This window comes from Halogranum amylolyticum (assembly GCF_900110465.1).
Lineage (GTDB): Archaea > Halobacteriota > Halobacteria > Halobacteriales > Haloferacaceae > Halogranum > Halogranum amylolyticum.
The window spans coordinates 444,004-466,382 of record NZ_FODV01000003.1; the positions used below are offsets into that span (position 1 = coordinate 444,004).

A 22,379-nucleotide genomic window follows, 5' to 3' on the forward strand; every position below is an offset into this window, starting at 1 on the left:
CTTTATGCCGTCGTCGTACAACCCGCAACCATGGCCGCTATCGAACTCACCGGCGTGACGAAACGCTACGACGACGTCACCGCCGTCGACGACCTCGACCTCACGGTCCCCGAGGGCGAGGTGTTCGGCTTCCTCGGTCCCAACGGGGCCGGGAAGTCGACGACGATCAACATGGTTCTCGACTTCGTCCGGCCGACGACGGGGGACGTCCGCGTCCTCGGCTACGACGCTCAGCGAGACAGCGTCGCCGTCCGCCAGCGGACCGGCGTGCTCCCGGAGGGGTTCGACGTCTACGATCGCCTCACCGGTCGCAAACACGTCGAGTTCGCCGTCCGCTCGAAGGAGGCCGCGGACGACCCCGACGAGATCCTCGATCGAGTCGGCATCGCCGACGCCGCCGACCGGAAGGCGGGCGGCTACTCGAAGGGGATGCGCCAGCGACTCGCACTCGGGATGGCGCTGGTCGGCAGTCCCGACCTGCTCATCCTCGACGAACCATCTTCAGGGCTCGACCCCGCGGGGGCGAAAGAGATGCGCGACATCGTCCGCACGGAGGCCGACCGGGGTGCGACGGTGTTCTTCTCCTCGCACGTGCTCGGGCAGGTCGAGGCGGTCTGTGACCGCGTCGGGATCATGCGCGAGGGGGCGCTCGTCGCCGAGGACAGCATCGAGGGGCTCCGCGACGCCGCCGGCGGCGAGGCGCGACTGGAGATCACGGTCGACAGCGCGTCGAGTGAGGACCTCGACGCCGTCCGCGCCATCGACGGCGTCGAGTCGGCGTCGACCGACGGCGGCACGGTCGTCGTCGCCTGTGAGAGCGACGTCAAGACGCAGGTGCTCTCCACGCTGGAGGGACGCGGCGTGACGGTCCACGACTTCGAGACGACCGAGGCGTCGCTGGAGGATCTGTTCCTCTCGTACACCGAAGACGACCGACAGGAGGTCACCGCATGAGTTGGCAGGCGGTCGCCCGAAAGGACTTCGAGGATGCCGTCCGTTCGTGGTGGCTCCTCGGACTAACCGCGCTGTTCGTGCTCCTCACCTCGGGCGTCGCCTACGTCGTCCGCCCCTCCGGAGGTGGGACGTTCAGTTCGAACGCCATCCTCGGCGCGATCAGCGGGACGCTCGTCACCACGCTGATCCCGCTCATCGCGCTCGTCATGGCCTACAGCGCCATCGTCGGCGAGCGCGAGAGCGGCAGTCTGAAACTGCTGCTCTCGCTGCCGCACTCCCGGGCGGACGTCGTGTTCGGGAAGGTGCTCGGTCGCTCGGCGGCCATCGCCGCCCCGATCGTCATCGGGTTCGTCCTCCCGGCGCTGCTGCTCGCCGTCGGCCCGCTGCAGTTCGACGCCGGGTCGTACGTCGGCTACATCCTGCTGACGGCGTTCCTCGGCACCGTCTTCGTCGGCATCGCCGTCGGCTTCTCGGCGGCGATGCGTTCTCAGCAACTCGCGACGGCGGGAGCGATGGGGCTCTACCTCCTCTTCATCCCGCTGTGGGGGGCGGTCCAGTTCCCGCTGCAGATCTACCTGCAGCTCAGCGGCGGCGTCCCCGGCTGGGTTCCGCTGACCGGACAGGAGATCTTCCGCATGATCCGCCTGCTGAACCCGACGGGGTCGTTCAAGATCGTCTCGGGAGCGTTCCTCAACGACCAGCTGTTCACCGGCGGCGACGTGAGCCTACAGGTGGCGGCGCTGGCGATGCTGTTCGGCTGGCTGCTGATCCCGCCGCTGCTCGGTCTCTGGGCGTTCGACCGGGCCGACCTCTGAGCGGCCGCGGCCCGCTCGCTCCGCTCGTTCTCCGACTCACCTACCGCTTCTTCAACGTCCCCGCGTCGTCGACGACGACGCCGCGGTCGACGGCGTGATCGACGATGCGAGCGACGTGCTCGTCCTCCAGTTCGTAGGCCCCGGCGGTCAACTCCTCGAACGCCGCGCGGTCGACGGGGAACTCGCGATTGCTCAGCAGTCGCATCACCGTCCGGAACTGGTCGGGTTCCTCGCCGATCTCGGACGCTTCGTCGGCGTCCTCGTCGACGACGCCGACCCCGTCGTCGGTCGACAGCGGGTCGCTTTCGTCGGTCTCGCCGCCCTCGACGGTCTCCGAGTCTCCCTCCCGGCCGATCGCGATCCCCTCGGCGCGGGCGGTCGGATCGACGGCGGCGCTGGTCGACGAGCGGTCGGCGTCGTCTGCGCCAGTCTCATCGGCCTCGGTCGTGGACACCGTGGGTTCGGCGTCGGCCGCCTCGTCGTTGACGACGGCGTCGGCGTCGCGTCGGATGAACGGTTCGAGGACGCCTTCCAGCGTCGTCCGGCAGTGGTCACAGAGGGCGACACGGCGCTGGTCGGTGTCCGAGGAGAACAGGTCGTCGGGGACGACCTCGAACGTCCCGACCGCGTCGTCGCCGCAGAAGTCACACGACTGAACTTCTCGCATGACCGAGTGATTGCAGGTGGGGGCGAAAAGTGTGGGTGGTCGACGGGGACGAGAGCCGGTAGCGCCCGGCAGCGACCGGTCGCGACGGACGGCCCTCACACCCACATGATTAAACCACCCGCTGGCCCACCTTCACGGTACGAATGTTCGACGAGATCATGGGGAAGTTCGAGGGGAGTCCGAGTCAGCAGGCAGTGATCCGGCTACTGCTCGAACGGGGGTTCTCCGTCAACGACGAGGGGCGCGTCGTCTCCGGCGGCATCGAGATCCCGAACACCGGCATCGCCCGCGAGATCGGCGTCGACCGCCGCGTCGTCGACTCGACGACGAACGCCATCCTCGAGGACCCCGAACTGAAGCGCATCTTCCAGAACATCTCCTCGATCCCGAGTCTGATGGATCTCGCTCCCGTCCTCGATCTGACCGTCCTGACCGTCGAAGTCGAAGACGCCGACCAACCCGGCATCGTCGCGACGGTGACGTCGATGCTCGCGGACGCGGGTATCAGCATCCGCCAGACGGTCAGCGAGGACCCCGAGTTCACCGACGACCCGAAACTCTACGTCGTCACCGACGACCCCATCCCCGGCGACCTGCTTGTCGAGATTCGGAGTCTCCCGTTCGTCCGCAAGATCGAGTTCTAATACCCCGCTTTCGAGGCGTGTACCACTCGATTTCGGCAGAATAGACAGCCTCTTGTTTCTCCGCTTTGCAGCGGGAGTATGAACGACACGACCGAAGCGGTGCTCCACTTCCTCGGCGTGCAGGGGACGCTCGTCGCCGCGCTCGTCCACCTCTGGGTCGGCGTCCCGCTGCTCGCCGTCTACCTCCCGCGCCTGGAGTTCTTCGACCCGCGCGGCTACCTGTTCGTCCCCTCTGCGCTCTTGCTTCTCGTCGTCGTCGCCGGACTCTATTTCGACCGAGCGGTCCGCCCGCTGCTGGCGCTGGGCGTCCTCGTCCTCCTCGGCTACGTCGCCGGATACGTCTGGTGGCATCTGGGCGACCACGGCGGAACCGTCCCCGGCGGCCACAGCCACGGGTCGCCCGTCTCGCTCGTCGTCGAGCACTTCGTCGACGACCCGCTCGCCTTCTTCACCATCGTCGTCGAACTCGTCGGCGCGGGGTCGCTCGCGGGACTGCTCGTCGGCGGGTACGGTCGCCAGAGCGAGTGAGTCCGGTCGGATGGCTGTGAGTACCCGGCGTCTCGGTCGCTTGCTGTCTCTGAGTCGACTAGATACAGACGGGATGTGTTCCGGTTGCTAGTCTATATCTAACTGGGCCTCCATGTCGTGCGTACGGTGAGTTCTGTATGCCGCGAATCGTCTCGGAGCGAATGACCGCACAGATCGACGGCGACTTCGTGGTGTTTCGAATCGGCATCCGAATCAACGCGTTCTGGAAGGTCCACGAGTGGCTCCCAGTGTTTCTCGCCATGCCACGGATGCTACGCGAACTCGACGCGGACCCGGAGTCTGGTCTCCTCGGATACCAGACTCACTTCGGTGTCCGGAACCACATGCTGACCCAGTACTGGCGCTCGTTCGAGCATCTCCGGCAGTACGCACGGGATTCGGATGGCGAGCATCTCCCGGCGTGGAAGCGATTCAACCGAGAGGTCGGCAGCAGCGGCGACGTCGGTATCTGGCACGAGACGTTCCTCGTCAGAGACGGCGAGTACGAGGCCGTCTACAACAATATGCCACCGTTCGGTCTCGGAGATGTCGCCGAGTTGGTGCCTGCGTCCGGACGGTTCGAGACCGCAGCAGGGCGACTCGGCCGAACTCAGGGCGACGACCTGCCGGTGGACGAAGACGGAACACCGCCGACCGACTACTGACGCGTCCCCCGTGACCGTCTTTCGAGAGGACTTATCCTCGCGGCCCACCTCCGCCGGAGTATGACAGACGCCTACCGCACCGTCGCCGGCCGCGCCGAGGCATCCTTCGAAGTACAGGGCTCGGAGTTCGTCGGCTACGTCGCCCCCGCCGACACCGTCGAGGAGGCGGAGGCGTTCATCGACGAGGTTCGAGACCTCCACCCCGAGGCGACGCACAACGTCCCCGCCTACCGCGTCCCCGCCGGGGAGGCCTCCAGTCGACGTGCGCCCGGCGAGGTGATGCTGCGGGAGTACCAGAGCGACGACGGCGAACCCACCGGATCGTCGGGAAAGCCGGCGCTGAACGTGCTCGTCCAACAGGAGCTCCGCAACGTCGTCGCCGTCGTCACGCGGTACTACGGCGGGACGAACCTCGGCGTCGGCGGGCTCGCCCGGGCGTACAGCCGCGCCGTCAAGGAAGCAGTCGACGCCGCAGGCGTCGTCGAGGAGCTGCCACACGAGCGGTTCGGGGTCGTCGCCGAGTACGACGACTCCGGGACGGTCCGCGGCATCCTGGAGAGCACCGGCGTCGAGTTCGACGCGACCTACGAGGCGGACGTCCGTTTCGAAGTGCGCGTCCCCGTCGACGAGGCCGACGAGTTACGTGACCGACTCCGGAGTGCGACGAGCGGTCGGGTCGGAATCGAATAGCAGAGAGTCGAGAGAAGAGCGGAGGCGACTCGACCGTCGGTTCAGTCGGTCGTCGGCGTCGCCGACGCCGGTTCGGCGCGGTCGCCTTCCATCTGCCGGCGGTTACGGAGCGCCAGGGCACCGAACAACACTCCGCCGACGAGACGCAAGAGCAGATCGAGCGTCAGCACCTCGATACCGACGTTCGTGCCGGTCGCAGCGAGGATGGTGTACGCCGGATCGAGCAGCATCTGCGGCGCCATCAGGAGGATCGAGGAGACGGCGAACAGCGCACGCTCGAGTCCACTGACCGACGAGTAGAGATACCCGATGATCGTCGGCCCGAGCGCGAGCACGCCGAGGAACACCCCGGCGATGGGGATGACCACCTCCGGGATGAAGTAGCCGAGGTCGGCCACGTCTGCGAGGGTGATGATGTGGTACTCCTCGGTGCTCTCCCCACGGATGAGCAGGATGCCGGGCGAGAAGACGAAGGCGAACGGGACGATCGCCTTGTTCAGCGAGAGCGAGAACGCCTCGATCCCCGTCTTGAACGGGTCGGACTTCGCGACCCCGGAGGCGGCGTAGGCCGCCACGGCGACCGGCGGCGTGATGTCTGCGATGACGCCGAAGTAGAGGATGAACAGGTGTGCTGCCAGAAGCGGGATGTTGGCGAGTTCGGCGATGGCACCGCCGAGCAGCGCGACGAGGATGATGTACGTCACCGTCGTCGGCATCCCCATCCCGAGGATGATCGAGGAGACCGCGGTGATGAGGAGCAGCAGGATGAGCGACCCGCCAGAGACGGCCTCGATGAGCGCGACGAGGTTCGGTCCGAGGCCGGAGACGCTGATGACGCCGGGGATGACGCCCGCGGCGGCGACGGCGATGACGACCACCGTCGCGGTTCGCGCACCGGACTCCATCGCCTTCAGGACGAACGTCCCGAAGCGGTAGGCGTTGTTGCTGGCGAGCGAGCGGCGGCCGAACGCGTCGGCAGTCGTCTCGGCGGCGTCGTCGACGGCAGCGTCGTACTCCAGCAGCGGTGCCGGGAGACGCGGCCGCGCGACGAGGAACGCCGCGCTCACGAGGATAATGATGATGCCGAGCTGTCCGGCCGCGGCGTCGAGCGCGGCGCGGGCCGAGACGCCGCCGGTTCCCGCGCCGGTCACCGCGCCGACGATACCCGCCCCGGTCAGATACTGAGCGACCGCCTCGAACGCGAACAGCGTGCCGATAGTGCCCAACAGCGGCACGCGCGTCCGGTCGTTGTAGGTGGCGACGAGGGCGATGAGCGCGACGATGGCGACGATTGTGTACCACGCCGACCGCGACACCGAGTAACGGATCCCGATCAGGTAGACGAGCAGCAGTCCGATGGGCGCGAGGTAGAACCAGCCGGTCCGCAGGTGGTCCCAGACGGCGACGAGCTCGGAGTCTTCGACGCCGGCGATCCCCGCTCGTGACGCTTCGAGGTGGACCATCACCCAGACGCCGAAGAAGAAGACGATGGCGGGGATGGCCGCGGCGATGATGACGACGTCGTAGGAGACGCCGACGAACTCGACGATGAGGAACGCCGCAGCGCCCATCACCGGCGGGAGGATCTGCCCCCCGGAGGAGGCGGAGGCCTCGACGCCGCCGGCGAACTCCGGTCGGTACCCCGAGCGCTTCATCAGCGGGATGGTGAACGCGCCGGTCGTGACCGTGTTGGCGATCGAGGAACCGCTGATGGTCCCCATGAACCCCGACGAGAGGATACTCGCCTTCGCGGGGCCACCTTTCCGCGACCCGGTCATCGAGTAGGCGAGGTCGATGAACCACTGCCCCGCGCCGCTCATCTCGAGGAACGCCCCGAACAGGACGAAGATGTAGATGTAGCGGACGCTCACTTCGACGGGGACGCCGAAGACGCCGTTAGCGGTGTTGTACCAGAGGTTCTGGATGACGGAGTCCCACGACGCCGACGGCGTCGAGAGGATTCCCAGATACGGCAGGTCCTGCGGGATGTTGCTCGCGTACCGCGCGTAGAGGATGAACACCGAGACGATGCTCATGAGCAGCGTCCCGAGCGTCCGCCGCGTAGCCTCGAGCACGAGCAGGACGCCGATCGCGCCCAGCACGGTCGCGTACGAGGTCTCGTCGAGCGGGATACCGAGCGCCGAGACGGCGTCGACGAGGGGGGCGAGGAACGGGTAGATCTCGCCGGTGGTGCGGCCCGAGCCGAGACCGAGCGCGCGCATCCGCTGGATCTCGTCGTAGTCGGTGATCATGTACGCTGCCGTCAACATCGACAGCAGCGCGAGAACGACGTCGACGGGCGTCACTCGCTGGCGGTGAGGGTCGGTGATCGCCCAGCGGACCCCCGAGCGGACGCGCGTCGCTGCCCGGGTCATCGGGTGCGACGCGCCGAAGCGGTTGTCTAGATTCGAGACGACCGGCGAGAGTCGTCGCGAGAAGAAGCCGTCGCTCGACGTCGCCGGATAGAGCATGAACGCGAGGATGAGCGCGAAGACGACGTGGATCGCGCGGATCTGCAGCGGCTGGAGCGCGGCGAGGCGGAACGTTCCCACGACGGGCAGCGTCACCTCGAAGATGAACCCGCGGGCGGCGAGCCACATCTGGAACGCCGAGAACAGAATCCCGACGAGGGCGACGACGACGGCGGCGACGCCGCGGAGACTTCGCTTTCGCTCCAGTTCGTCGATGAGTTCCTGTTTCTCCTCCTCGGAGAGCTCTTCGTCTTCGGGTCGGCTGTCGTCGGTGGTCATGGCATCATTCGCTGTAGTATACTGCGGTGTTCCACGTGGATTCGGACGGTCTCGCCGTCGGAGCGCGCGACGAGGTCGTACGTCTCGTCGCCGACGTGGAGTCTGTGCCCGGCGACGTCGCCCGGCGAGACGTACAGGTCGGCGAGTCGGACGTCGTCGGGGTGGGAGATGAAACTCCCGTTCTCACGGGTGACGTTCGCCTGCGCCGGGAACCCCCACCCGTACGACGAGAACTCCATGCGCGTCATCACGAGTCGATCGCCCCGGACGGCGTAGACGTCGCGGACCGGACTCCCCTCCACGCTGTGGTTGTACGCCAGCGTCACCGTCGTCCCGTTCTCGACCGGTGCGACGAGCAGTCGTTCGCCGGTGTCGGCGTCTTCGACGACGAGGGCACGTTCCGGCGACGTCGCCGCCGCTCCTCCGGCGAGGACGAGTGCGAGAACGAGCAGTGACGCGAGTGCGAGACCGACCGTCCGTCGATCGGTGCCGTCGCTCATCGGCGGCACAGAAAACAGGTGGTCAGTCTGAAGTACATCTGTACGGATCAGTGAACCGGATACCGGTGTGTGGCTGTTCGAGCGGCGTTAGCTCGACTCAGTGCCGGTAGTCTCGGTGCCGGTGGTCTCGGTGCCGGTAGTCTCGGTGCCGGTAGTCTCGGTGCCGGTGGTCTCGGTGCCGGTAGTCGTCTCGTTACCGCTGCCACCGGTTCCGGCCGAGTCGAAGTACGCCTGCGCGCCGGGGTGGAGTTCGATGGACATCCCGTCCTGTGCGCTCTCGGCGTTGATGAACTCCTGCTTGATGTTGAGCTGGTCGGTGTTCTCGAAGATGGCCTCGGTGACCGCCTGGACGACCTCTTCGGACACTCCTTCGTGCGTCCCGATCATCGCCTGCACGGCGACGGTCGGGACGGGTTCGTCGATGCCGCTGTAGGTCCCCGCCGGGATCTCGTCGTCGGCGAAGTACGACCCGGCCTGCTTGACCTGCTCGCGGGCGTCGCCGGAGATCGGGACGATGCGGATGTTGCTGTTGTTGGCGAGGTCCTCGATCGCACCGACCGGCCACCCGCCGACGACGAACGCCGCGTCGACGTCGCCGTTCTGGATCTGCTCTGCGGCCTGCGAGAAGTCGGTGTTCTGCTCGGTGTAGTCCTCGACGCCGACCGCCTGCAGGATCTGTTTCGCGTCGACCTGCGTTCCGCTCCCGAGGTCGCCAGTGTTGACCGTCGCGCCGCTGAGGTCCTGGATCGACTGGATGTCGGAGTTTCCGGGCGTCACTACGTGGATGGTCTCCGGGTACAGTGTCGCGACACCCTTGATGCTCGGGATGGCCTGCCCCTGGAACGCCTCGATCCCCTCGCCGTTGACGGCGAAGTAGGCGACGTCGTTCTGCAGGAGCGCGAAGTCGGCGCTGCCGTTGCCGAGGCTGCCGGCGTTCTCGACGCTGGCCCCCGTCGACTGCACCTGCAGGGAGTAGTCGGTGTTGGCCTCGACGATGCTCTTGAACTGGTTCGACAGCGGGTAGTACGTGCCGCCGGTGCCGCCGGCGTGCCAGGTCAGCTGGTTGCTGCCGCCGTTTCCGCCGTCGCCGCCGTCACCGCTCGTCGTCCCTGTTCCGTCGCCGCCGTCGCCGCCGTCGCCACCGTCGCCACCGTCACCGGCACAGCCGGCCAGTCCGGCGATGCCGACGAGACCGGTCGCTGCGACGAACTCTCTGCGGTTAATATCTCTTTGCATAGGCTTCTATTACTTACAGTCACTACTTATGCTTGTCCATGTTTTTTAGCCATGTCTATTCTTTTACCAACATCGGCAAATTGTATTAATTTCTCGTTCGCTTTCCTCACCGACCGAGGCAAAAAATCACTGATACGTCCGCTATCGTTGGCCTCTACGACCGGTTTCCACACCCGTGAGTACCGTTCTCAACGGAGCGGTTCGGTGGTCGAGTTCGACACCGGTCTCTCGCGACTTCTCGCGTCCGAGTACTGCGGTTTCGACCGGAAACGAAGGGGTTCGATGCGGAGAGGAGGGCGCCGAAACAGTTCGGATCGCAGTTATTTCGTCCGGAACGCGCGGTCGCCGGCGTCGCCGAGTCCGGGGACGATGAACCCCTCCTCGTTGAGGTAGTCGTCGATGGCGACCGTCAGCAGGTCGGCCTCGGGGAACTGCTCGCCGACGCGGAGCAGTCCGTCGGGCGCGCTGACCGCCGAGAGGACGAACAGGTTCTCGTAGTCGGGAGCCTCTTCGAGGACGTGTTCGAGGACGGTACACATCGTGCTGCCCGTCGCGAGCATCGGATCGGCCACGATGACGGTGTCCGTCTCGCTGATCTCGGGCAGTTTCACGTAGTCGATGGTGATGGGGAACTGTCCTTCCTCGTCCATCCCGGCCTCCTCGTTACGGCCGGCGCTGATGACGCCCTGCTTCGCCCGCGGGAACGCCTTCAGCAGCCCCTCGACGAACGGCGTCGCCGCCCGGAGCACGTTGATGATGACGACGTCGTCGAGTCCCTTGACGCGCTCGCCGGTCGTCTCCTCGAGCGGCGTCTGAATGGTGACGTACTCGGTGTCCATCGCGCCGTCGATGATCTCGTAGCCGCAGATGCGGCCGAGCTTGACGAGTCCCTTCCGGAACGCGACCTGTTCGGTCTCGACGTCGCGGAGTCTCGAGAGCGTGTCCTTGGCGAGCGCGTGGGTGATGAGATGCGCGTCGTCTCGGTCTTCGATAGGCATTGTGTGAAACGCGGTACGTCGAACGACATAAGTTACCTCCTTCCGCCGCTGTGGCCCCGCTACCGTATCACGAGGTGCGTGATGACCATCAGCACCGCGGCGGCGACGGCGACGCGCCCCACCGAGAAGGGGAAGATACCGACGAAGTCGAGCCCCCAGACGACGACGGCCGCGAACGCCGTCGACAACACGAGGTTCATCACGAACAGCACTCGGGGGTCTCCCTTCGAGTTTGCCATGCCGCCTGTGGTGAACCCCCGAACTTAGTTTCTTGGTCCTGCCGTGCCTACTTCCGTCGTGCCGTTCCGCAACCGCGAGGGGGCCGCCGTCGACCCGGTTCCGTACCTCGTGGTGGCGTCGCTCGCGTTTCTCCTCTGTTTCTCCTTCGGGCCGGTGTACTGTCTCGCGCTCGGCTCGTCGCTCCCTGTCGCGGTCGCCGCCACGACGCTCGTCTTCGCGCTGGTCGCCGTCGGCGCGTACCACCAGATGGTCTGGACCACCCGCCCGGAGCTCCACGGTGAGGTTCCCGCCGTACAGCGACTCCACCGGCTGTTCTACCTCGGGGTGCTCTTCGCGCTCGTCTTCCTCGCGCTGTCGCTGCCGCTTCTCCTGTAGGGATCCGCTCGGATGGACGACGCGCCCGACCGCCGACCGTCGACCCCGTCGCTTTTCTCCCCGGACCGAGACGCCGACCCATGCGCGAAGTCGAGGTCTCGCGGTTCGTCCGTGTGACGCCCGCCGAAGTCGAACGAGCGTTGACGCCCGCGGCCGTCGTCGAGTACGAGGGGAGCTTCTCCGTCGTCGACGTCGCCGACCGGGCCGACGGGAGCACCGTCGTCACCGCCGGGTCGCGCGGACTCACCCTCTCGCTTCGTTTCGAGGAGCACGAGGACGGACTGTACTACACACAGGAGGGCGACGCCGGCCCGTTCGACGCGATGGAGACGTGGGTGACGGTCCGGCCCGAGGACGACGGGTCGCGCGTGACGATGCGGTCGGCGGTGAGCCTCGGGTTGCCGCTTTCGGGCGTCACCGACCGCCTCGCCGCGTGGAAACGGAGGGGCGAACTGGAGCGCGCACTCGACGCACTGGCGACGGATCTCGGCTGAGCAGACGGCTGTGCGTCTTCGGTGGACGACCCCGGCGCAGTTTATGACGAACGATTACGAACGACGAGCTATGGGACTGTTCGGAACACTCGTCGAGACGCTACAGGCGTCGACGCAGTCGACGAACCGAGGAGACGGCACACGGGAGTCGAAAGGCGCGTACTGGTGTCACGACTGTTCGGAGCGGATACTCGATCTCGACGTCGACGGTGCGGACCCGCCCTCGTGTCCGGCCTGCGGCGACGAGATGGAGTTCGAACGGTCGACCGGGTCGACCGGTTGTGCCTGCTGACGGGACACCGGCGGAGCTGACCGTCGGCGCGACGTTCCGGTTCGCCCGGAACCGGTGCTCCGGGTCGTCCCCGTCTCTAGGTGCGCACCCTCGGTCAGAAGCGAGTCGAACGTTCCCGAAGACAGGCCGTCGTCAGGGTTCGGCGACGACGACGTCTTCACCCTGTTCGTCGGCGAAACGGTCCTCGAACGTCCACTCGCGCTCCATCTCGGCGTCGGTCAGCAGACAGTCGTCGAGTGCGGCGACCAGACGCTCCTCCTCCATCGACTGTCCGATGAACACGAGTTCGGTCTTTCGGTCGCCCCACTCGTCGTCCCACTCCAGGCTCTTTCGGTTCGATCGGTAGAGCTGTTGGTCGAGTTCGGGCAGGCTCGCGACCCACGGTGCGCCCGCCTCGACCCGAACCGAGGGGCCGGCCTGTCCGAGTACCTGCTGTTGGTCGTTGCCGGCGACCCAGCAGGTTCCCTTCGACCGGACGACCGAATCGGGAAGCGAGGAGAGAAACGCGTCGAGCCGTCCGGGATGGAACGGTCGTCGGCGGCGGTAGACGAAGGAGGTGACGCCGTACATCTCGTCGGGGTGCGTGTGGTCGTGGCCGTCGTGTCCGTGTCCGTGTTCGTCGCCGTTCGCGAGCGTCCCGTCCTCCTCCAGCGCCTGTCGCCAGCCTGCCGCCTCGGCTGCCGTCGCCGGATCGTACAGTCCGCGACTGAGCAACTCGTCGGGGTCGACCCGCCCGAACTCGCTCCGGAGAATCACGGCGTCGGGGCGTAGCGTGCGTACCAGCTCTTCGACGGTGTCGAGTTCGGTCGTCGAGAGGAGGTCACGCTTGTTCAGGACGACCAGGTTCGAGAACTCCACCTGCTCGACGAGGAGATCAGAGAGGGGTCGGGTGTCGTCGCCGTCGGTGCCGCGGCGCTCGACGGTGTCGTCGCCGCCGAACGTGTCGAAGAAGAGCCGCGCGTCGACGACGGTGACGAGCGAGTCGACCTCGTACAGCGCCGCCGCCCGCGACCCGGTTGTGAACAGGCGGGCGACGGGTTCCGGTTCGCTGATACCCGACGACTCGACGACGAGGTGATCGAAGTCGCGGTTCCGCGCCAGCCGGACGACCGCCGTGTCGAGATCGTCCTGGAGCTCACAGCAGATACAGCCGTTCGAGAGCTCCGCGACCCCGTCGTCGACGTCGAGTTCCGAACTGCCGCTGACGAGCGCCGCGTCGACGTTGACCTCGCCCATGTCGTTGACGAGGACGGCGACGTCGCGGTCGGCGGTACGGAGGAGACGGTTGAGCAGCGTCGTCTTGCCGGCACCGAGGCTCCCGCTCAGGACCGTCACCGGAATCGCGTCACGGCTCATGTGTCGTGTGTGGTCGACTGTCGGTATTAAGCCTCTCCGGTCGTGCACGAAGGACGCTGAACGATACCCTTTTGACCGCGAGACTAGGAGGTTGTCATCATATGACACTCGCAGACCGCATCGAGGAGTTCCGCCTGCTCCTCGACGAGTGGCTTCGGGGGCTCTACCACGGGATGATCTCGCACCCGGCCTACGAGAAGATCGAGAAGGAGGCCGAGGACGCCGAGGACACATTCATGCTGGCGTGTTTCCCCGACGCCTTCGGCATCCCGAGTCCGGTCTCCTACTACACGGCCGAACTGCTGCCGTACCTCGAAGACGAGTTCGAGGCGTGGGAGCGGCGGATGTGGGACCGCGGGTCGCTGCTCGAACGGAAGGGCCAGCAGTACCACTTCTGATGCACAAATTCGTCTTCTTCGGCGGGAAGGGCGGCGTCGGCAAGACCACCGTCTCCAGCGCCTACGCGCTGAAGTGTGCGAACGCCGGTCTCGACACGCTCGTCGTCTCCACCGACCCGGCGCACAGCACCTCCGACGTGTTCGACCAACAGTTCGACGACAGCCCGAAACCAGTCGACGGCGTCGACGGACTCTGGGCGATGGAGATCGACCCCGAGGCGGAGGTCGAACACCACCTGATGGAGACGAAGCGCGCGCTGGTCGATCAGGTGAGCGCGGGGCTGGTCAACGAGATCGACCGGCAGATCGAGATGGCCCACCAGACTCCCGGTGCCTACGAGGCGGCGCTGTTCGACCGGTTCATCGAGGTAATGCGCGAGAGCGACGAGTACGACCGCGTCGTCTTCGACACGTCGCCGACCGGTGGTACGCTCCGGTTGCTCTCGCTGCCGGAGTTCCTGGAGGGGTGGATCGAACGGCTCCTGCTAAAGCGCAAACAGAGCGTCAAGCTGTTCGAACGGGCCGCCGTCGGCAACAACGAACCGCGGCGGATGATGGACGGCGACCCGATCATCGCCCGACTGGAGGCACGAAAGGAGCAGTTCGAGTTCGCGGGCCAGACGCTTCGAGAACAGTCGTCGTTCTTCCTCGTCGTCAACCCCGACGAACTGTCCGTCCGCGAGACGCGCCGTGCCGTCGACAGCCTGCGCGACTACGACCTCGACGTGCGCGGCCTCGTCGTCAACAAACTCGCGCCGGAACCCGACGACGACGAGGAGGGGACGGCCGCGGAGTTCCTCAGACGGCGCGTCGCCACCGAGAACGAGCGTCTCCGCGAACTCCACGAGACGTTCGACGTCCCGGTCGTCGCCGAGATCGGTCTCCGCGTCGCCGAGGTGAAGGGAGACCTCCTGACGGCGGTGGCCTCGGAGATCGACGTGGAGGTCGAGACAGAACCACCGACATGACCGAATCGATAGTAAATATTAGTCGTTATTTTACATATGTTGGCGATTCGATTCCGGAGCGAACAGCAGAGCACGGAGAAGACAACGTCTATCGGTCGTAGAGACGCGGAGACAGAAGCTAATGCTTATATGTGCTATACACACATGCACGATGTGGTAGCGTAACATGGTACAGATCATCTGGCTGGTGGCGGCGGTGCTCGTACTGTTCAGTCTGGGGTACTTCGGGTACTCCCGGTATCTGGCACGCTTCGTCGAACTCGACGACGCGAACACGACACCGGCGCACAAATACGAAGACGGACAGGAGTACGTTCCGGCGAAGAAGCCGGTGCTCCTGGGGCATCACTATTCGAGTATCGCGGGTGGCGCACCGATCGTCGGCCCCATCACGGCTGGCGTGGTGTGGGGGTGGGTGCCCGCACTCCTGTGGATCGCCATCGGCAACCCGCTCTTGGGCGCGACCCACGACTTCGTCTCGCTGTCGGCGAGTCTCCGACACGAGGGGAAGTCGATCGGCTACATCATCGGGCAGTACGTCGGCGAGCGAGGCAAGAACATGCTGCTGTGGTTCGCGTTTCTCACGATCGTCCTCGTCGTCGCGGTGTTCGCGCTCGTCGTGGCCATCGTGTTCAACGCGTATCCGGAGGCTGCGACGGCTAGCCTCATCTACATCGGACTCGCGGTGCTGTTGGGAGCGTACCTCTATCAGCTGAACCTCCCGTTCATCCCCGGCACCGTGGCGTTCGTCGTCGCGATGTTCGTCGGCGTCTTCCTCGGGATCCAGTACCCGCTCGCGCTGTTCGAACCGGCGTCGCGTGCACCCACTCAGACCCTCGTGCTGTTCGAGGGGATGGGCGGCACGTGGCTCCCCGGTGCGGAGGCACTCGGCGTGAACACGGCCGCCTGGGTGCCGATCATCCTCCTCTACGGCGCGCTCGCGAGCGCGCTCCCGGTGTGGGTGCTCCTGCAACCGCGGGACTACCTCTCGTCGTTCCTGCTGTACACCGGCGTCGGCGGCGCGCTGCTGGCGATCATCGTCGGCACCCTCCTCGGATCGTCGAGCCAACCGCTCGTGACCAACCTCGAACCGTACTACGGGTTTATCGGCCGCTCCGGCGCGCCGCTGTTCCCACTGCTCTTCATCACCATCGCCTGTGGGACCATCAGCGGGTTCCACTCGCTGGTCTCCTCGGGGACGACCTCGAAACAGCTCAACAAGGAGTCCGACGCCCGTCTCATCGGCTACGGCGGGATGCTCGGTGAGGGACTCCTGGCTATCGTCGCGCTCTCGACGGTCGCCATCGTCTCGCCCGACGTGGGCGGCGGTATCGGCCTTGCGCTCCCGACGTTCGCGGAGGGTGGCGGGATCATCCTCACGAGCTTCGGCATCCCGCCGACGTTCGGCGGTCCGTTCATGGCGCTCGTGCTCGTGAGCTTCCTCCTCACCTCGACGGACACGGCCGTCCGTCTCGGCCGGTACATGATGGAGGAGATCGTCGGCACGCCCGAGAGCTCGGTCGAGTCGGTCGCGACGAACCGCTACAGCAACGCGGCGATACAGGCGGTTCCGGCGTACGTCCTCATCACGAGCGGCTCGTGGCTGACGCTCTGGCAACTGTTCGGCGGCGCGAACCAGCTCCTGGCCGCGCTCGCACTGCTCACCGCGACGGTGTGGCTGGCCAACTGGGACGACAGCAAACAGCTCATCAGCACCGGTGCGCCGATGGCGCTCATGGTCATCATCACCGTGCTCGGACTCGGCTGGCTCGCGTTCCACGACAACCTCTACGTGAAGTTTATCCAGGGCGAGTGGGGCGGTGCGCCGACGCTGTTCGCCCAACTGTCGGCCGTCGTCCAGATCGTGTTGGCACTCACGTTGGTCGGTCTGGGGGTCGGACTCGTCGTCATCGGCTATCGGAACATCAGCAGCGTCCGTGGTCAGGGGACAGGGACGCCCGTCGCGGACGGCGGGTCGTCTCGCGACGACTGACCGCAGTCGACCCGTTGCAGTTTCTCTCCGTCTTTCGGTCGCCAGCGACGGCGTTGGCGGAACCGACGAACGGTCGACGGTCGGAGCCGACCCCTTCTCAGCGGAATCGGGAGAACAGCCGCGACAGCAACCCTCCACCTTCGGTCGGGTCCGCGTCGCTCCACAGGGTGAACGCGCGGACGACGTCGGTGTTCTCGCTGGCAACGACCGTCTCCTCGTCGGGGGCGACGACGGCGAGGTTCACCTCGTAGTGACCGTAGTAGCCGTACTTGATGAGCGTCCGGTCGTCGTAACCCGCGACGAACTCGCGCACGTCGTCGGTGATCTCCGGAGCGACGAGGACGAACGTGAAGTCGGTGCCGTAGTGCTCCTCGTCGGCGACGATCCACTGCGGGTCGTCGGCAAGGTCGTGAGCCAGCGAGGCGAGCGCCTCGAGGTCGGCGACGCGAACGGTGTCGCGGCGCTGGGCGAAGAGGTACTCCTCGGAGGCGTGGTTCGCGTAGTTCAGCGCCGGGTGGAAGAAGTGCTTCTCGCTCTCGACGCGCATCGTCCCGAACAGGTCGAACGTTCGACTGCGCACGGTTCGGTCCCGTTCGAGGTCGAAGCTGAACATCAGGTTCGCGCCCACACGGTCGAGGTACTCGTCGTCCCACTCGGGGACGTCGTCGGGGAGTTCGACGTCGGGGTCGGACGCCAGCTCCTCGCGACGCTCGTCGACGCTCATGGCTCCGGCTCGTAGGCGTGGACGTCGTCGGCGCTCGGGGGCGCACCGACGGCGACGACGTCGACTGCCTCCGTCGCGTCCTCCGGGTTGAACGCACGTTGCGGACTTTCCGGTTCGACCGCGAACAGGTCGTTCGGTCCGACCTCGTAGGTCTCCTCGGGCGTCTCGACGTGGAGCGTCCCCGAGAGGACGAAGAACGCCTCCTCCTGTTCGTCGTGGTAGTGGTAGGCCAGCGGAATCTGTTCGCCCGGTTCGGCGACGAATCGGTTGACGGCCATCTGCGTGAGCCCGGCCGGTTCGGACAGCGCTCGCTGGTCACACGGTCGGTCGGGCGCCGGCTCGACCGCGTCGGTGTCGACGACTCGGTATCCCATGTGTGGTGAGACAGCAGTACGCGAACAAAAGTCCGTCGGGGTCCGTCGCCGTCGGTCGGTTCAGCCACGACCGCGGTCGACGACGGTGGACGTTCGGGGCGCGGGTCGGGCGACAGCGTTTAGTGACTCGTCGCTCAACGGGAGTGTGAGACACACACATGGACAGGAAGACAGAGTCTTGCGGCCGGTGTGCGATGTCGTCCGTCGTCGACTTCACCGAGAACGGCGCCGACGAGAGCGACGAGGCGGCCGCCGCCCGCGCCGACCGCGACCCGTTCGGCGACGCTCGTATCGAGGTCGACGACGACCACCTGCGGGCGGTCTCGCCGTCGGCGTGGCTGGGTGGACTCGTCCGCCGCCTCGACGAGCTCGCGACTCGACTCACCTACGGCGAGAATCGGCGGTGACACGCCTACAGGGACGGTAGCGAACCACACGCGAGGCCGGTCACGATTTATACGACGAGCGCACTTAGTGACTGTCAAGGGATGGAAGAGAGTATCTCAGGTTTCAAACAGCGCGGATCGTGGGGTGACATCGTCGAACACGGCGAACGGATCACCCGCGCCCTCCGCGATGCGGGAGCAGATAGCGAAGCGTTCGAGGAGTGGGACGAGTGGCGGCCCAAGTCCCACGAACGACTGAGCGAGGACGTCAACGCCAAGACCGCAGAACAGGCGGCGGTCGGCGAGGGCGAAGGCGAGAAGGCGGGGAAGGAACCCGACGAGGACCTCCAGACCGCCGGCGAGAAGATCTCGGAGTCCTACGAGAAGGTCGGTGAGGGCGACAACGAGGCCGCACTCGAGTCGTGGCAGGACTCCATCAACCACGTCGCACGCGCGGCCGACTCCGCCGGCCGCAAGGCGCTCCGGGCGGTCGAGGGGACCGTCTACCGGAAGGTGATGACCCAACTCGCCCCCTACTACTTCGACAACGAACTCGTCAGCGCCAACGTCCAGAAGACGACGCGCGGCGAGGGCGAAGACACGTTCATCTTCGAGGTGAACGTCAACGACGACCGCCTCAAAGAGGTGGTGAGTCGTCGCCTCGGCGAGTACGAAAACGAGATCGACCGCTGGCACATCGACACCGAGAAGCAGACCGAGACGGTCGAGGCCGTCGAGGGCGTCGACCCGCCGCGGTCGGAGAACGATTCGAAGTCCACGACGAACTGAGCGTTCTGCGTACCGCTTCGACGTCGTGGTGGGCTTCGTGGAAGCCCACGACGAACTGAGCGTCTCTCGCCTCGGTAGTGTCGTGCGCTGCTCGCGTTCGTCGCCGCCCGGCCCGAAGGTCAAGAGTGATAGTCACGGCTCGCCTCCTTCGAGTTGATGCCGGAACCGCTACGTGCGAAATCGGGAGAACTGTCCGCCGAGGAGATTCTGGCGGCGCTTCGCGAGGGACGCCGCGTCGTCATCGAAAAGGAGATGCTCGGCGGCGTCCACGAGGTGACGCTTCGGCTGGACGGTGACGTCTACTACTGCGACACGCCGACCACGCTCCACAAACATCCCGACGAGGAGGGGATGCGCGCCTGTATCGACAAGATGGGGTACAGTCGGCGCGACGAGGAGTGACTCCCGTTTGCTGCCAGTGAAGCGGCACGTACAGGCGTCAAAGCGGACTTTTAATTCCGGTCGTCGCAAACAGGGGGGCATGACAGACCGCCCGGAGATCGAAGACCTCGTGCAGACCGAGGATCCCAGTTTCCAACACGTCCTCGCCTGCGTCTTCGGTATCCAGGACCACGAGAGTAGGACGTATCTCGTCCTCCGGGAACATCCCGGGAGCACCGTCGCCGAGCTGGCGGACAAACTCGACCGCGACCGTAGCAACGTCAACCGCTCGCTGACGACGCTGCTGGAGAAGGGGCTGGTCGAACGTCGTCGTCGCCTGCTCGATCCCGGCGGCTACGTCTATCAGTACACCGCGACGCCGCTTGACGAGGCCAAAGAACTGCTCCACGAGGCGCTCGACGAGTGGGTCGAGACAGTCCACGCCGCCATCGACGAGTTCGGCGACGACGAGTAGCGGGTGGCCGTCCTCGCGTTCGTGTCAACGAACGCTCGCCATATTTCCCCAAACCGCCCTCCTTTTGACCGACGACAACGACGACCGAACCAATGAGTCTCGAACTCTCGGCGGCAGCCCCGGAGGAACCCGAGGACGCCGTCGACGGGATGTGGCTGGAGTGTATCGACTGTGGCGCGACGTTCGCGCCGTTCGAGGACGTCCGCTACACCTGCGACGACTGCGATAGCCTGCTGGAAGTCCGCTACTCGAACCTCCCGACGTGGGGCGCCTTCGAGGGCGACGGCGTCTGGCGCTACTCGGCAGCGCTCCCGTTCGACGAGGGGGTCTCCATCCCCGAGGGATCGACGCCGCTGCACCACGTCCCGCGACTCGAGAAAGGCGTCGGCGTCAACCGCCTGCGCATCAAACACGAGGGGATGAACCCGACGGGGTCGTTCAAAGATCGGGGGATGACCGTCGGCGTCTCCGTCGCCCGCGAACTCGGCGTCGACCGACTGGCGTGCGCCTCGACGGGGAACACCTCCGCGGCGCTCGCCGCCTACGGGTCGCGTGCGGGCCTCGAGACGCTCGTACTCCTCCCCGAAGGGAAGGTCGCCGCCGGTAAGATCGCGCAGGCGGCGCTCCACGACGCCCGAATCCTCGAGGTCGCCGGCAACTTCGACGAGTGTCTCGACATCGTTCAGGAGCTGGCCGCTCGCGGCGAGGCGTACCTGCTCAACTCGCTGAACCCGTTCCGGCTGGAGGGCCAGAAGACCATCGGTCTGGAGATCCTCGAGGAGTTCTACGCGGACCACGGCCGCTACCCCGATCGGATCGTCCTCCCCGTCGGCAACGCCGGTAACACCGCCGCGCTCTACAAGGCGTTCCGCGAACTCGTCCAGTCGGGGGCGCTCCACCCGCGCGACGTGCCGAAGCTAACCGGCGTCCAGGCCGAAGGGGCCGCGCCGATGGTCGAGGCGATCGAGAACGACGCCGACGAGATCCGCCGCTGGGAGGAGGTCGAGACGAAGGCGACCGCCATCCGCATCGGCAACCCCGTCAACGCGCCGAAGGCGCTCCCCGGCATCCGCGAGACCGGCGGGACGGCCGTCGCCGTCTCCGACGAGGGCATCACGTCTGCCCAGCGCGCGCTCGCGAAGGAGGGGATCGGCGTCGAACCCGCCTCCGCGGCCTCCGTGGCCGGCCTCCAGAAACTCGTCAATCAAGGCGTCGTCGACGAGGACGAGGACGTCGTCTGTCTCACGACGGGCCACCTCCTGAAAGACCCTGACGCGGCGTTCGAGGCCGGTAACAAGCCCGAACCGGTGCCGAACGACACCGACAAAGTGCTAGCGCACCTCGAAGGGAAGTCGGGTGGCAGCGTTGGCCGGCTGAAGCGCCTGCTCGGTCGGTAGTCGCTCTCGTCCCGGCGGTCGTCCGTCACCTCACGTCCACTGCGTGACGGGCGTCTGACGCACGCTTTTTACGGTGTGTCACCAACTCACGTGTGTGCCTTCGAGTAGCCTGCCGACCGGGACCGTGAACCACCGCCGCGGTGACCGGACGCGACCACCCGACATCGACGCCGATGCGCCCCCGCACTCCGCCTCGGGAGAGCAGCGGCTCGTCACCCGCGACGGCGGTCCCTCGTCCCCTCGCCCGCCGCGCGGACCGCGCTCTCCTCGAACCGACACCGACGCCGACTCGGCGGCCGACCGAATCGCCGAACTGGAGGCCGAGGTCGAAGCGCTCGAACGGGAGCTCGCCCGCCGCGAGGCCGACCACCAGGAGATCATCCACCGCTACGAACACGTGCTCGCCGAGTCGAACGTCGGTCCCGAACACGCAGCGTCGGACGAGTCCTCCGTCGGTGACTATCTCGCCGCCGTCGTCGACCGCTCCGAGCGACTCGTCGCCGTTTCCCGAACGACGGCCACTCGAAGACAGGCCGACGAACGGCCGCTCCGCGAGCGACTCGTCCAGTTGCTCCCCTGGCGTTGATTCCAGTCTCTGGGTCGTCGCTGCTTCGACGTCTTCGACGACCGATACGAGGTTCTCTGCCCGGTCGCTGTGCTTCGTGAATCGCTCGGTGGATGTCGTTTCGTGAACTGACTCCGAAAAAAGCGCACAGTCGAAAACGTCTGACTCGACTGGAGGTGTTCTCTGGTCTCTGGTCTGCTCGCATCGCGCGAGCAGGTGGTCTGTTCAGAGCGAGTTAGCCCTGAACGGCGACCTGGGTCTGGCTACTCGACTGCGACTGGCTGACGGAGTTGCCGCTACCTCGCTGCGTCGACCGCTGGTCCTGGTCGCTGCTCTGCTTCTGGTCGACGTCGTTGTGCTTGCCGTCCTGCTCGGCGCGCTGGTCCTGGTCGCTGCTCTGCTTCTGGTCGACGTCGTTGTCGTGACCGCGCTGGTTTGCACGCTGGTCCTGGTCGTTACTTTGCTTTTGGTCGGCGTCGTTCTTCTTGCCGTCCTGCTCGGCGCGCTGGTCCTGGTCGTTATCCTGCTCTTGGTCGACGTCGTTGTCGCTGCCCTTCTGCCTGGCGCGCTGGTCCTGATCGTTATCCTGGTCCTGATCGAGGTCGTTCATCCAGCCCATCTGTTCTGCCCACTGGCTGGCGTGGTTCTCCTGATGCTGCTCGGCGTCGTTCTTCTTGTCGCGGTCTTTCTTGTGCTTCTTGTCGCGGTCCTTCTTGTCGTCGTCG

General features: G+C 66.2%; 27 protein-coding genes and 1 pseudogene. 18 read left to right on the plus strand and 10 right to left on the minus strand.

The genetic code is table 11. The features are described 5' to 3' along the window. Positions 1–30: 30 nt before the first annotated feature. Together BSG17_RS08285 and BSG17_RS08290 are read left to right on the plus strand one after the other, a co-directional pair. A complete protein-coding gene (locus BSG17_RS08285) occupies positions 31–954 on the plus strand; it encodes an ABC transporter ATP-binding protein (RefSeq protein ID WP_089822876.1) in 924 nt (307 codons plus the stop codon). Continuing rightward, positions 951–1,769, plus strand: coding sequence for an ABC transporter permease (locus tag BSG17_RS08290; RefSeq protein WP_089822878.1), 819 nt, complete (start codon positions 951–953; stop codon positions 1,767–1,769). Before BSG17_RS08285 ends, BSG17_RS08290 begins: the two co-directional genes overlap by 4 nt. A 40-nt stretch (positions 1,770–1,809) precedes the next feature. Here BSG17_RS08290 and BSG17_RS08295 read toward each other — a convergent pair whose 3' ends face one another. Further along, positions 1,810–2,436 carry a hypothetical protein gene (locus BSG17_RS08295; protein ID WP_089822880.1) on the minus strand — a complete coding sequence of 209 codons (627 nt, stop codon included), beginning with the start codon at positions 2,434–2,436 and terminating at the stop codon, positions 1,810–1,812. A gap of 143 nt (positions 2,437–2,579) precedes the next feature. On the opposite strand from BSG17_RS08295, the gene BSG17_RS08300 reads away from it, so the two are divergent. From BSG17_RS08300 to BSG17_RS08315, 4 genes are all read left to right on the plus strand, one after another. Next, on the plus strand, positions 2,580–3,080 hold the full coding sequence (locus BSG17_RS08300; protein ID WP_089822883.1) for a TrpY family transcription regulator: 501 nt from the start codon (positions 2,580–2,582) through the stop codon (positions 3,078–3,080). Positions 3,081–3,158: 78 nt separating this feature from the next. Beyond that, positions 3,159–3,608, plus strand: coding sequence for a hypothetical protein (locus BSG17_RS08305; protein ID WP_089822885.1), 450 nt, complete (start codon positions 3,159–3,161; stop codon positions 3,606–3,608). 137 nt (positions 3,609–3,745) lie between these two features. Next, positions 3,746–4,273 (plus strand): DUF4188 domain-containing protein, encoded by a 528-nt coding sequence (locus BSG17_RS08310; RefSeq protein WP_089822886.1) that lies wholly within the window; start codon positions 3,746–3,748, stop codon positions 4,271–4,273. A gap of 60 nt (positions 4,274–4,333) precedes the next feature. Next, on the plus strand, positions 4,334–4,963 hold the full coding sequence (locus tag BSG17_RS08315; protein WP_089822888.1) for an IMPACT family protein: 630 nt from the start codon (positions 4,334–4,336) through the stop codon (positions 4,961–4,963). A gap of 41 nt (positions 4,964–5,004) precedes the next feature. Here the strand turns inward: BSG17_RS08315 and BSG17_RS08320 are convergent, their stop codons facing one another. The 5 genes from BSG17_RS08320 to BSG17_RS08340 all read right to left on the minus strand — a co-directional run bounded on the left by BSG17_RS08320 (position 5,005) and on the right by BSG17_RS08340 (position 10,686). Then, the gene (locus tag BSG17_RS08320; RefSeq protein WP_089822890.1) at positions 5,005–7,713 is read right to left on the minus strand and encodes a TRAP transporter permease; all 2,709 of its coding nucleotides are present in this window, start codon (positions 7,711–7,713) and stop codon (positions 5,005–5,007) included. Further along, on the minus strand, positions 7,710–8,213 hold the full coding sequence (locus BSG17_RS08325; protein ID WP_089822892.1) for a DUF1850 domain-containing protein: 504 nt from the start codon (positions 8,211–8,213) through the stop codon (positions 7,710–7,712). Before BSG17_RS08325 ends, BSG17_RS08320 begins: the two co-directional genes overlap by 4 nt. 87 nt (positions 8,214–8,300) lie before the next feature. Beyond that, complete coding sequence (locus BSG17_RS08330) at positions 8,301–9,449, minus strand: TAXI family TRAP transporter solute-binding subunit (RefSeq protein WP_089822894.1); 1,149 nt, start codon at positions 9,447–9,449, stop codon at positions 8,301–8,303. 320 nt (positions 9,450–9,769) lie between these two features. Beyond that, complete coding sequence (gene upp / locus BSG17_RS08335; protein WP_089822896.1) at positions 9,770–10,447, minus strand: uracil phosphoribosyltransferase; 678 nt, start codon at positions 10,445–10,447, stop codon at positions 9,770–9,772. A gap of 59 nt (positions 10,448–10,506) precedes the next feature. Next, a complete protein-coding gene (locus tag BSG17_RS08340; RefSeq protein WP_089822899.1) occupies positions 10,507–10,686 on the minus strand; it encodes a DUF8107 family protein in 180 nt (59 codons plus the stop codon). Between the two features lie 43 nt (positions 10,687–10,729). Between BSG17_RS08340 and BSG17_RS08345 the strand changes: the two genes are divergently transcribed. From BSG17_RS08345 to BSG17_RS08355, 3 genes are all read left to right on the plus strand, one after another. Next, positions 10,730–11,062 carry a hypothetical protein gene (locus tag BSG17_RS08345; RefSeq protein WP_211609083.1) on the plus strand — a complete coding sequence of 111 codons (333 nt, stop codon included), beginning with the start codon at positions 10,730–10,732 and terminating at the stop codon, positions 11,060–11,062. 80 nt (positions 11,063–11,142) lie between these two features. Then, a complete protein-coding gene (locus BSG17_RS08350; RefSeq protein WP_089822903.1) occupies positions 11,143–11,556 on the plus strand; it encodes an SRPBCC family protein in 414 nt (137 codons plus the stop codon). Positions 11,557–11,626: 70 nt separating this feature from the next. Further along, on the plus strand, positions 11,627–11,848 hold the full coding sequence (locus tag BSG17_RS08355; RefSeq protein WP_089823062.1) for a hypothetical protein: 222 nt from the start codon (positions 11,627–11,629) through the stop codon (positions 11,846–11,848). A gap of 132 nt (positions 11,849–11,980) precedes the next feature. Here the strand turns inward: BSG17_RS08355 and BSG17_RS08360 are convergent, their stop codons facing one another. Then, the gene (locus tag BSG17_RS08360; protein ID WP_089822905.1) at positions 11,981–13,204 is read right to left on the minus strand and encodes a CobW family GTP-binding protein; all 1,224 of its coding nucleotides are present in this window, start codon (positions 13,202–13,204) and stop codon (positions 11,981–11,983) included. Between the two features lie 101 nt (positions 13,205–13,305). Between BSG17_RS08360 and BSG17_RS08365 the strand changes: the two genes are divergently transcribed. From BSG17_RS08365 to BSG17_RS08375, 3 genes are all read left to right on the plus strand, one after another. Next, complete coding sequence (locus tag BSG17_RS08365) at positions 13,306–13,602, plus strand: DUF7990 family protein (protein WP_089822907.1); 297 nt, start codon at positions 13,306–13,308, stop codon at positions 13,600–13,602. Beyond that, positions 13,602–14,570 (plus strand): ArsA family ATPase, encoded by a 969-nt coding sequence (locus BSG17_RS08370; RefSeq protein WP_089822909.1) that lies wholly within the window; start codon positions 13,602–13,604, stop codon positions 14,568–14,570. The genes BSG17_RS08365 and BSG17_RS08370 overlap by 1 nt, the downstream gene beginning before the upstream one ends. A 166-nt stretch (positions 14,571–14,736) precedes the next feature. Continuing rightward, entirely contained in the window at positions 14,737–16,563 is a 1,827-nt protein-coding gene (locus BSG17_RS08375) for a carbon starvation CstA family protein (protein WP_089822912.1), read from the plus strand. 97 nt (positions 16,564–16,660) lie between these two features. Here BSG17_RS08375 and BSG17_RS08380 read toward each other — a convergent pair whose 3' ends face one another. Together BSG17_RS08380 and BSG17_RS08385 are read right to left on the minus strand one after the other, a co-directional pair. Continuing rightward, entirely contained in the window at positions 16,661–17,287 is a 627-nt protein-coding gene (locus tag BSG17_RS08380) for a DUF8052 family protein (RefSeq protein WP_089822914.1), read from the minus strand. Beyond that, the gene (locus BSG17_RS08385) at positions 17,284–17,661 is read right to left on the minus strand and encodes a cupin domain-containing protein (protein ID WP_089822916.1); all 378 of its coding nucleotides are present in this window, start codon (positions 17,659–17,661) and stop codon (positions 17,284–17,286) included. Before BSG17_RS08385 ends, BSG17_RS08380 begins: the two co-directional genes overlap by 4 nt. 158 nt (positions 17,662–17,819) lie before the next feature. Here BSG17_RS08385 and BSG17_RS08390 point away from each other — a divergent pair, with 158 nt between their 5' ends. The 6 genes from BSG17_RS08390 to BSG17_RS08415 all read left to right on the plus strand — a co-directional run bounded on the left by BSG17_RS08390 (position 17,820) and on the right by BSG17_RS08415 (position 21,675). Continuing rightward, entirely contained in the window at positions 17,820–18,068 is a 249-nt protein-coding gene (locus BSG17_RS08390) for a DUF8007 family protein (protein ID WP_089822918.1), read from the plus strand. Positions 18,069–18,149: 81 nt separating this feature from the next. After that, positions 18,150–18,836 (plus strand): DUF5828 family protein, encoded by a 687-nt coding sequence (locus tag BSG17_RS08395; RefSeq protein ID WP_089822920.1) that lies wholly within the window; start codon positions 18,150–18,152, stop codon positions 18,834–18,836. Positions 18,837–18,992: 156 nt separating this feature from the next. After that, a complete protein-coding gene (locus BSG17_RS08400; protein WP_089822921.1) occupies positions 18,993–19,238 on the plus strand; it encodes a DUF8001 family protein in 246 nt (81 codons plus the stop codon). A gap of 79 nt (positions 19,239–19,317) precedes the next feature. After that, on the plus strand, positions 19,318–19,692 hold the full coding sequence (locus tag BSG17_RS08405) for a helix-turn-helix domain-containing protein (RefSeq protein WP_089822924.1): 375 nt from the start codon (positions 19,318–19,320) through the stop codon (positions 19,690–19,692). A 92-nt stretch (positions 19,693–19,784) separates the two neighbouring features. Further along, the gene (gene thrC, locus BSG17_RS08410) at positions 19,785–21,089 is read left to right on the plus strand and encodes a threonine synthase (RefSeq protein ID WP_089822927.1); all 1,305 of its coding nucleotides are present in this window, start codon (positions 19,785–19,787) and stop codon (positions 21,087–21,089) included. A gap of 94 nt (positions 21,090–21,183) precedes the next feature. After that, positions 21,184–21,675: a hypothetical protein gene (locus BSG17_RS08415; protein WP_139246572.1), complete on the plus strand. Its 492-nt coding sequence runs from the start codon at positions 21,184–21,186 to the stop codon at positions 21,673–21,675. A gap of 214 nt (positions 21,676–21,889) precedes the next feature. On the opposite strand, the pseudogene BSG17_RS08420 reads toward BSG17_RS08415, so the two are convergent. Next, positions 21,890–22,379, minus strand: a pseudogene (locus tag BSG17_RS08420) (hypothetical protein); the annotation flags it as partial.

Excerpts from the sequence above, each read along its gene's own strand:
- BSG17_RS08285 (WP_089822876.1), top strand. The coding sequence starts at position 31 with ATGGCCGCTATCGAACTCACCGGCGTGACGAAACGCTACGACGACGTC.
- BSG17_RS08290 (WP_089822878.1), top strand. The coding sequence starts at position 951 with ATGAGTTGGCAGGCGGTCGCCCGAAAGGACTTCGAGGATGCCGTCCGT.
- BSG17_RS08295 (WP_089822880.1), bottom strand. The coding sequence starts at position 2,436 with ATGCGAGAAGTTCAGTCGTGTGACTTCTGCGGCGACGACGCGGTCGGG.
- BSG17_RS08300 (WP_089822883.1), top strand. The coding sequence starts at position 2,580 with ATGTTCGACGAGATCATGGGGAAGTTCGAGGGGAGTCCGAGTCAGCAG.
- BSG17_RS08305 (WP_089822885.1), top strand. The coding sequence starts at position 3,159 with ATGAACGACACGACCGAAGCGGTGCTCCACTTCCTCGGCGTGCAGGGG.
- BSG17_RS08310 (WP_089822886.1), top strand. The coding sequence starts at position 3,746 with ATGCCGCGAATCGTCTCGGAGCGAATGACCGCACAGATCGACGGCGAC.
- BSG17_RS08315 (WP_089822888.1), top strand. The coding sequence starts at position 4,334 with ATGACAGACGCCTACCGCACCGTCGCCGGCCGCGCCGAGGCATCCTTC.
- BSG17_RS08320 (WP_089822890.1), bottom strand. The coding sequence starts at position 7,713 with ATGACCACCGACGACAGCCGACCCGAAGACGAAGAGCTCTCCGAGGAG.
- BSG17_RS08325 (WP_089822892.1), bottom strand. The coding sequence starts at position 8,213 with ATGAGCGACGGCACCGATCGACGGACGGTCGGTCTCGCACTCGCGTCA.
- BSG17_RS08330 (WP_089822894.1), bottom strand. The coding sequence starts at position 9,449 with ATGCAAAGAGATATTAACCGCAGAGAGTTCGTCGCAGCGACCGGTCTC.
- upp (WP_089822896.1), bottom strand. The coding sequence starts at position 10,447 with ATGCCTATCGAAGACCGAGACGACGCGCATCTCATCACCCACGCGCTC.
- BSG17_RS08340 (WP_089822899.1), bottom strand. The coding sequence starts at position 10,686 with ATGGCAAACTCGAAGGGAGACCCCCGAGTGCTGTTCGTGATGAACCTC.
- BSG17_RS08350 (WP_089822903.1), top strand. The coding sequence starts at position 11,143 with ATGCGCGAAGTCGAGGTCTCGCGGTTCGTCCGTGTGACGCCCGCCGAA.
- BSG17_RS08355 (WP_089823062.1), top strand. The coding sequence starts at position 11,627 with ATGGGACTGTTCGGAACACTCGTCGAGACGCTACAGGCGTCGACGCAG.
- BSG17_RS08360 (WP_089822905.1), bottom strand. The coding sequence starts at position 13,204 with ATGAGCCGTGACGCGATTCCGGTGACGGTCCTGAGCGGGAGCCTCGGT.
- BSG17_RS08365 (WP_089822907.1), top strand. The coding sequence starts at position 13,306 with ATGACACTCGCAGACCGCATCGAGGAGTTCCGCCTGCTCCTCGACGAG.
- BSG17_RS08370 (WP_089822909.1), top strand. The coding sequence starts at position 13,602 with ATGCACAAATTCGTCTTCTTCGGCGGGAAGGGCGGCGTCGGCAAGACC.
- BSG17_RS08375 (WP_089822912.1), top strand. The coding sequence starts at position 14,737 with ATGGTACAGATCATCTGGCTGGTGGCGGCGGTGCTCGTACTGTTCAGT.
- BSG17_RS08380 (WP_089822914.1), bottom strand. The coding sequence starts at position 17,287 with ATGAGCGTCGACGAGCGTCGCGAGGAGCTGGCGTCCGACCCCGACGTC.
- BSG17_RS08385 (WP_089822916.1), bottom strand. The coding sequence starts at position 17,661 with ATGGGATACCGAGTCGTCGACACCGACGCGGTCGAGCCGGCGCCCGAC.
- BSG17_RS08390 (WP_089822918.1), top strand. The coding sequence starts at position 17,820 with ATGGACAGGAAGACAGAGTCTTGCGGCCGGTGTGCGATGTCGTCCGTC.
- BSG17_RS08395 (WP_089822920.1), top strand. The coding sequence starts at position 18,150 with ATGGAAGAGAGTATCTCAGGTTTCAAACAGCGCGGATCGTGGGGTGAC.
- BSG17_RS08400 (WP_089822921.1), top strand. The coding sequence starts at position 18,993 with ATGCCGGAACCGCTACGTGCGAAATCGGGAGAACTGTCCGCCGAGGAG.
- BSG17_RS08405 (WP_089822924.1), top strand. The coding sequence starts at position 19,318 with ATGACAGACCGCCCGGAGATCGAAGACCTCGTGCAGACCGAGGATCCC.
- thrC (WP_089822927.1), top strand. The coding sequence starts at position 19,785 with ATGAGTCTCGAACTCTCGGCGGCAGCCCCGGAGGAACCCGAGGACGCC.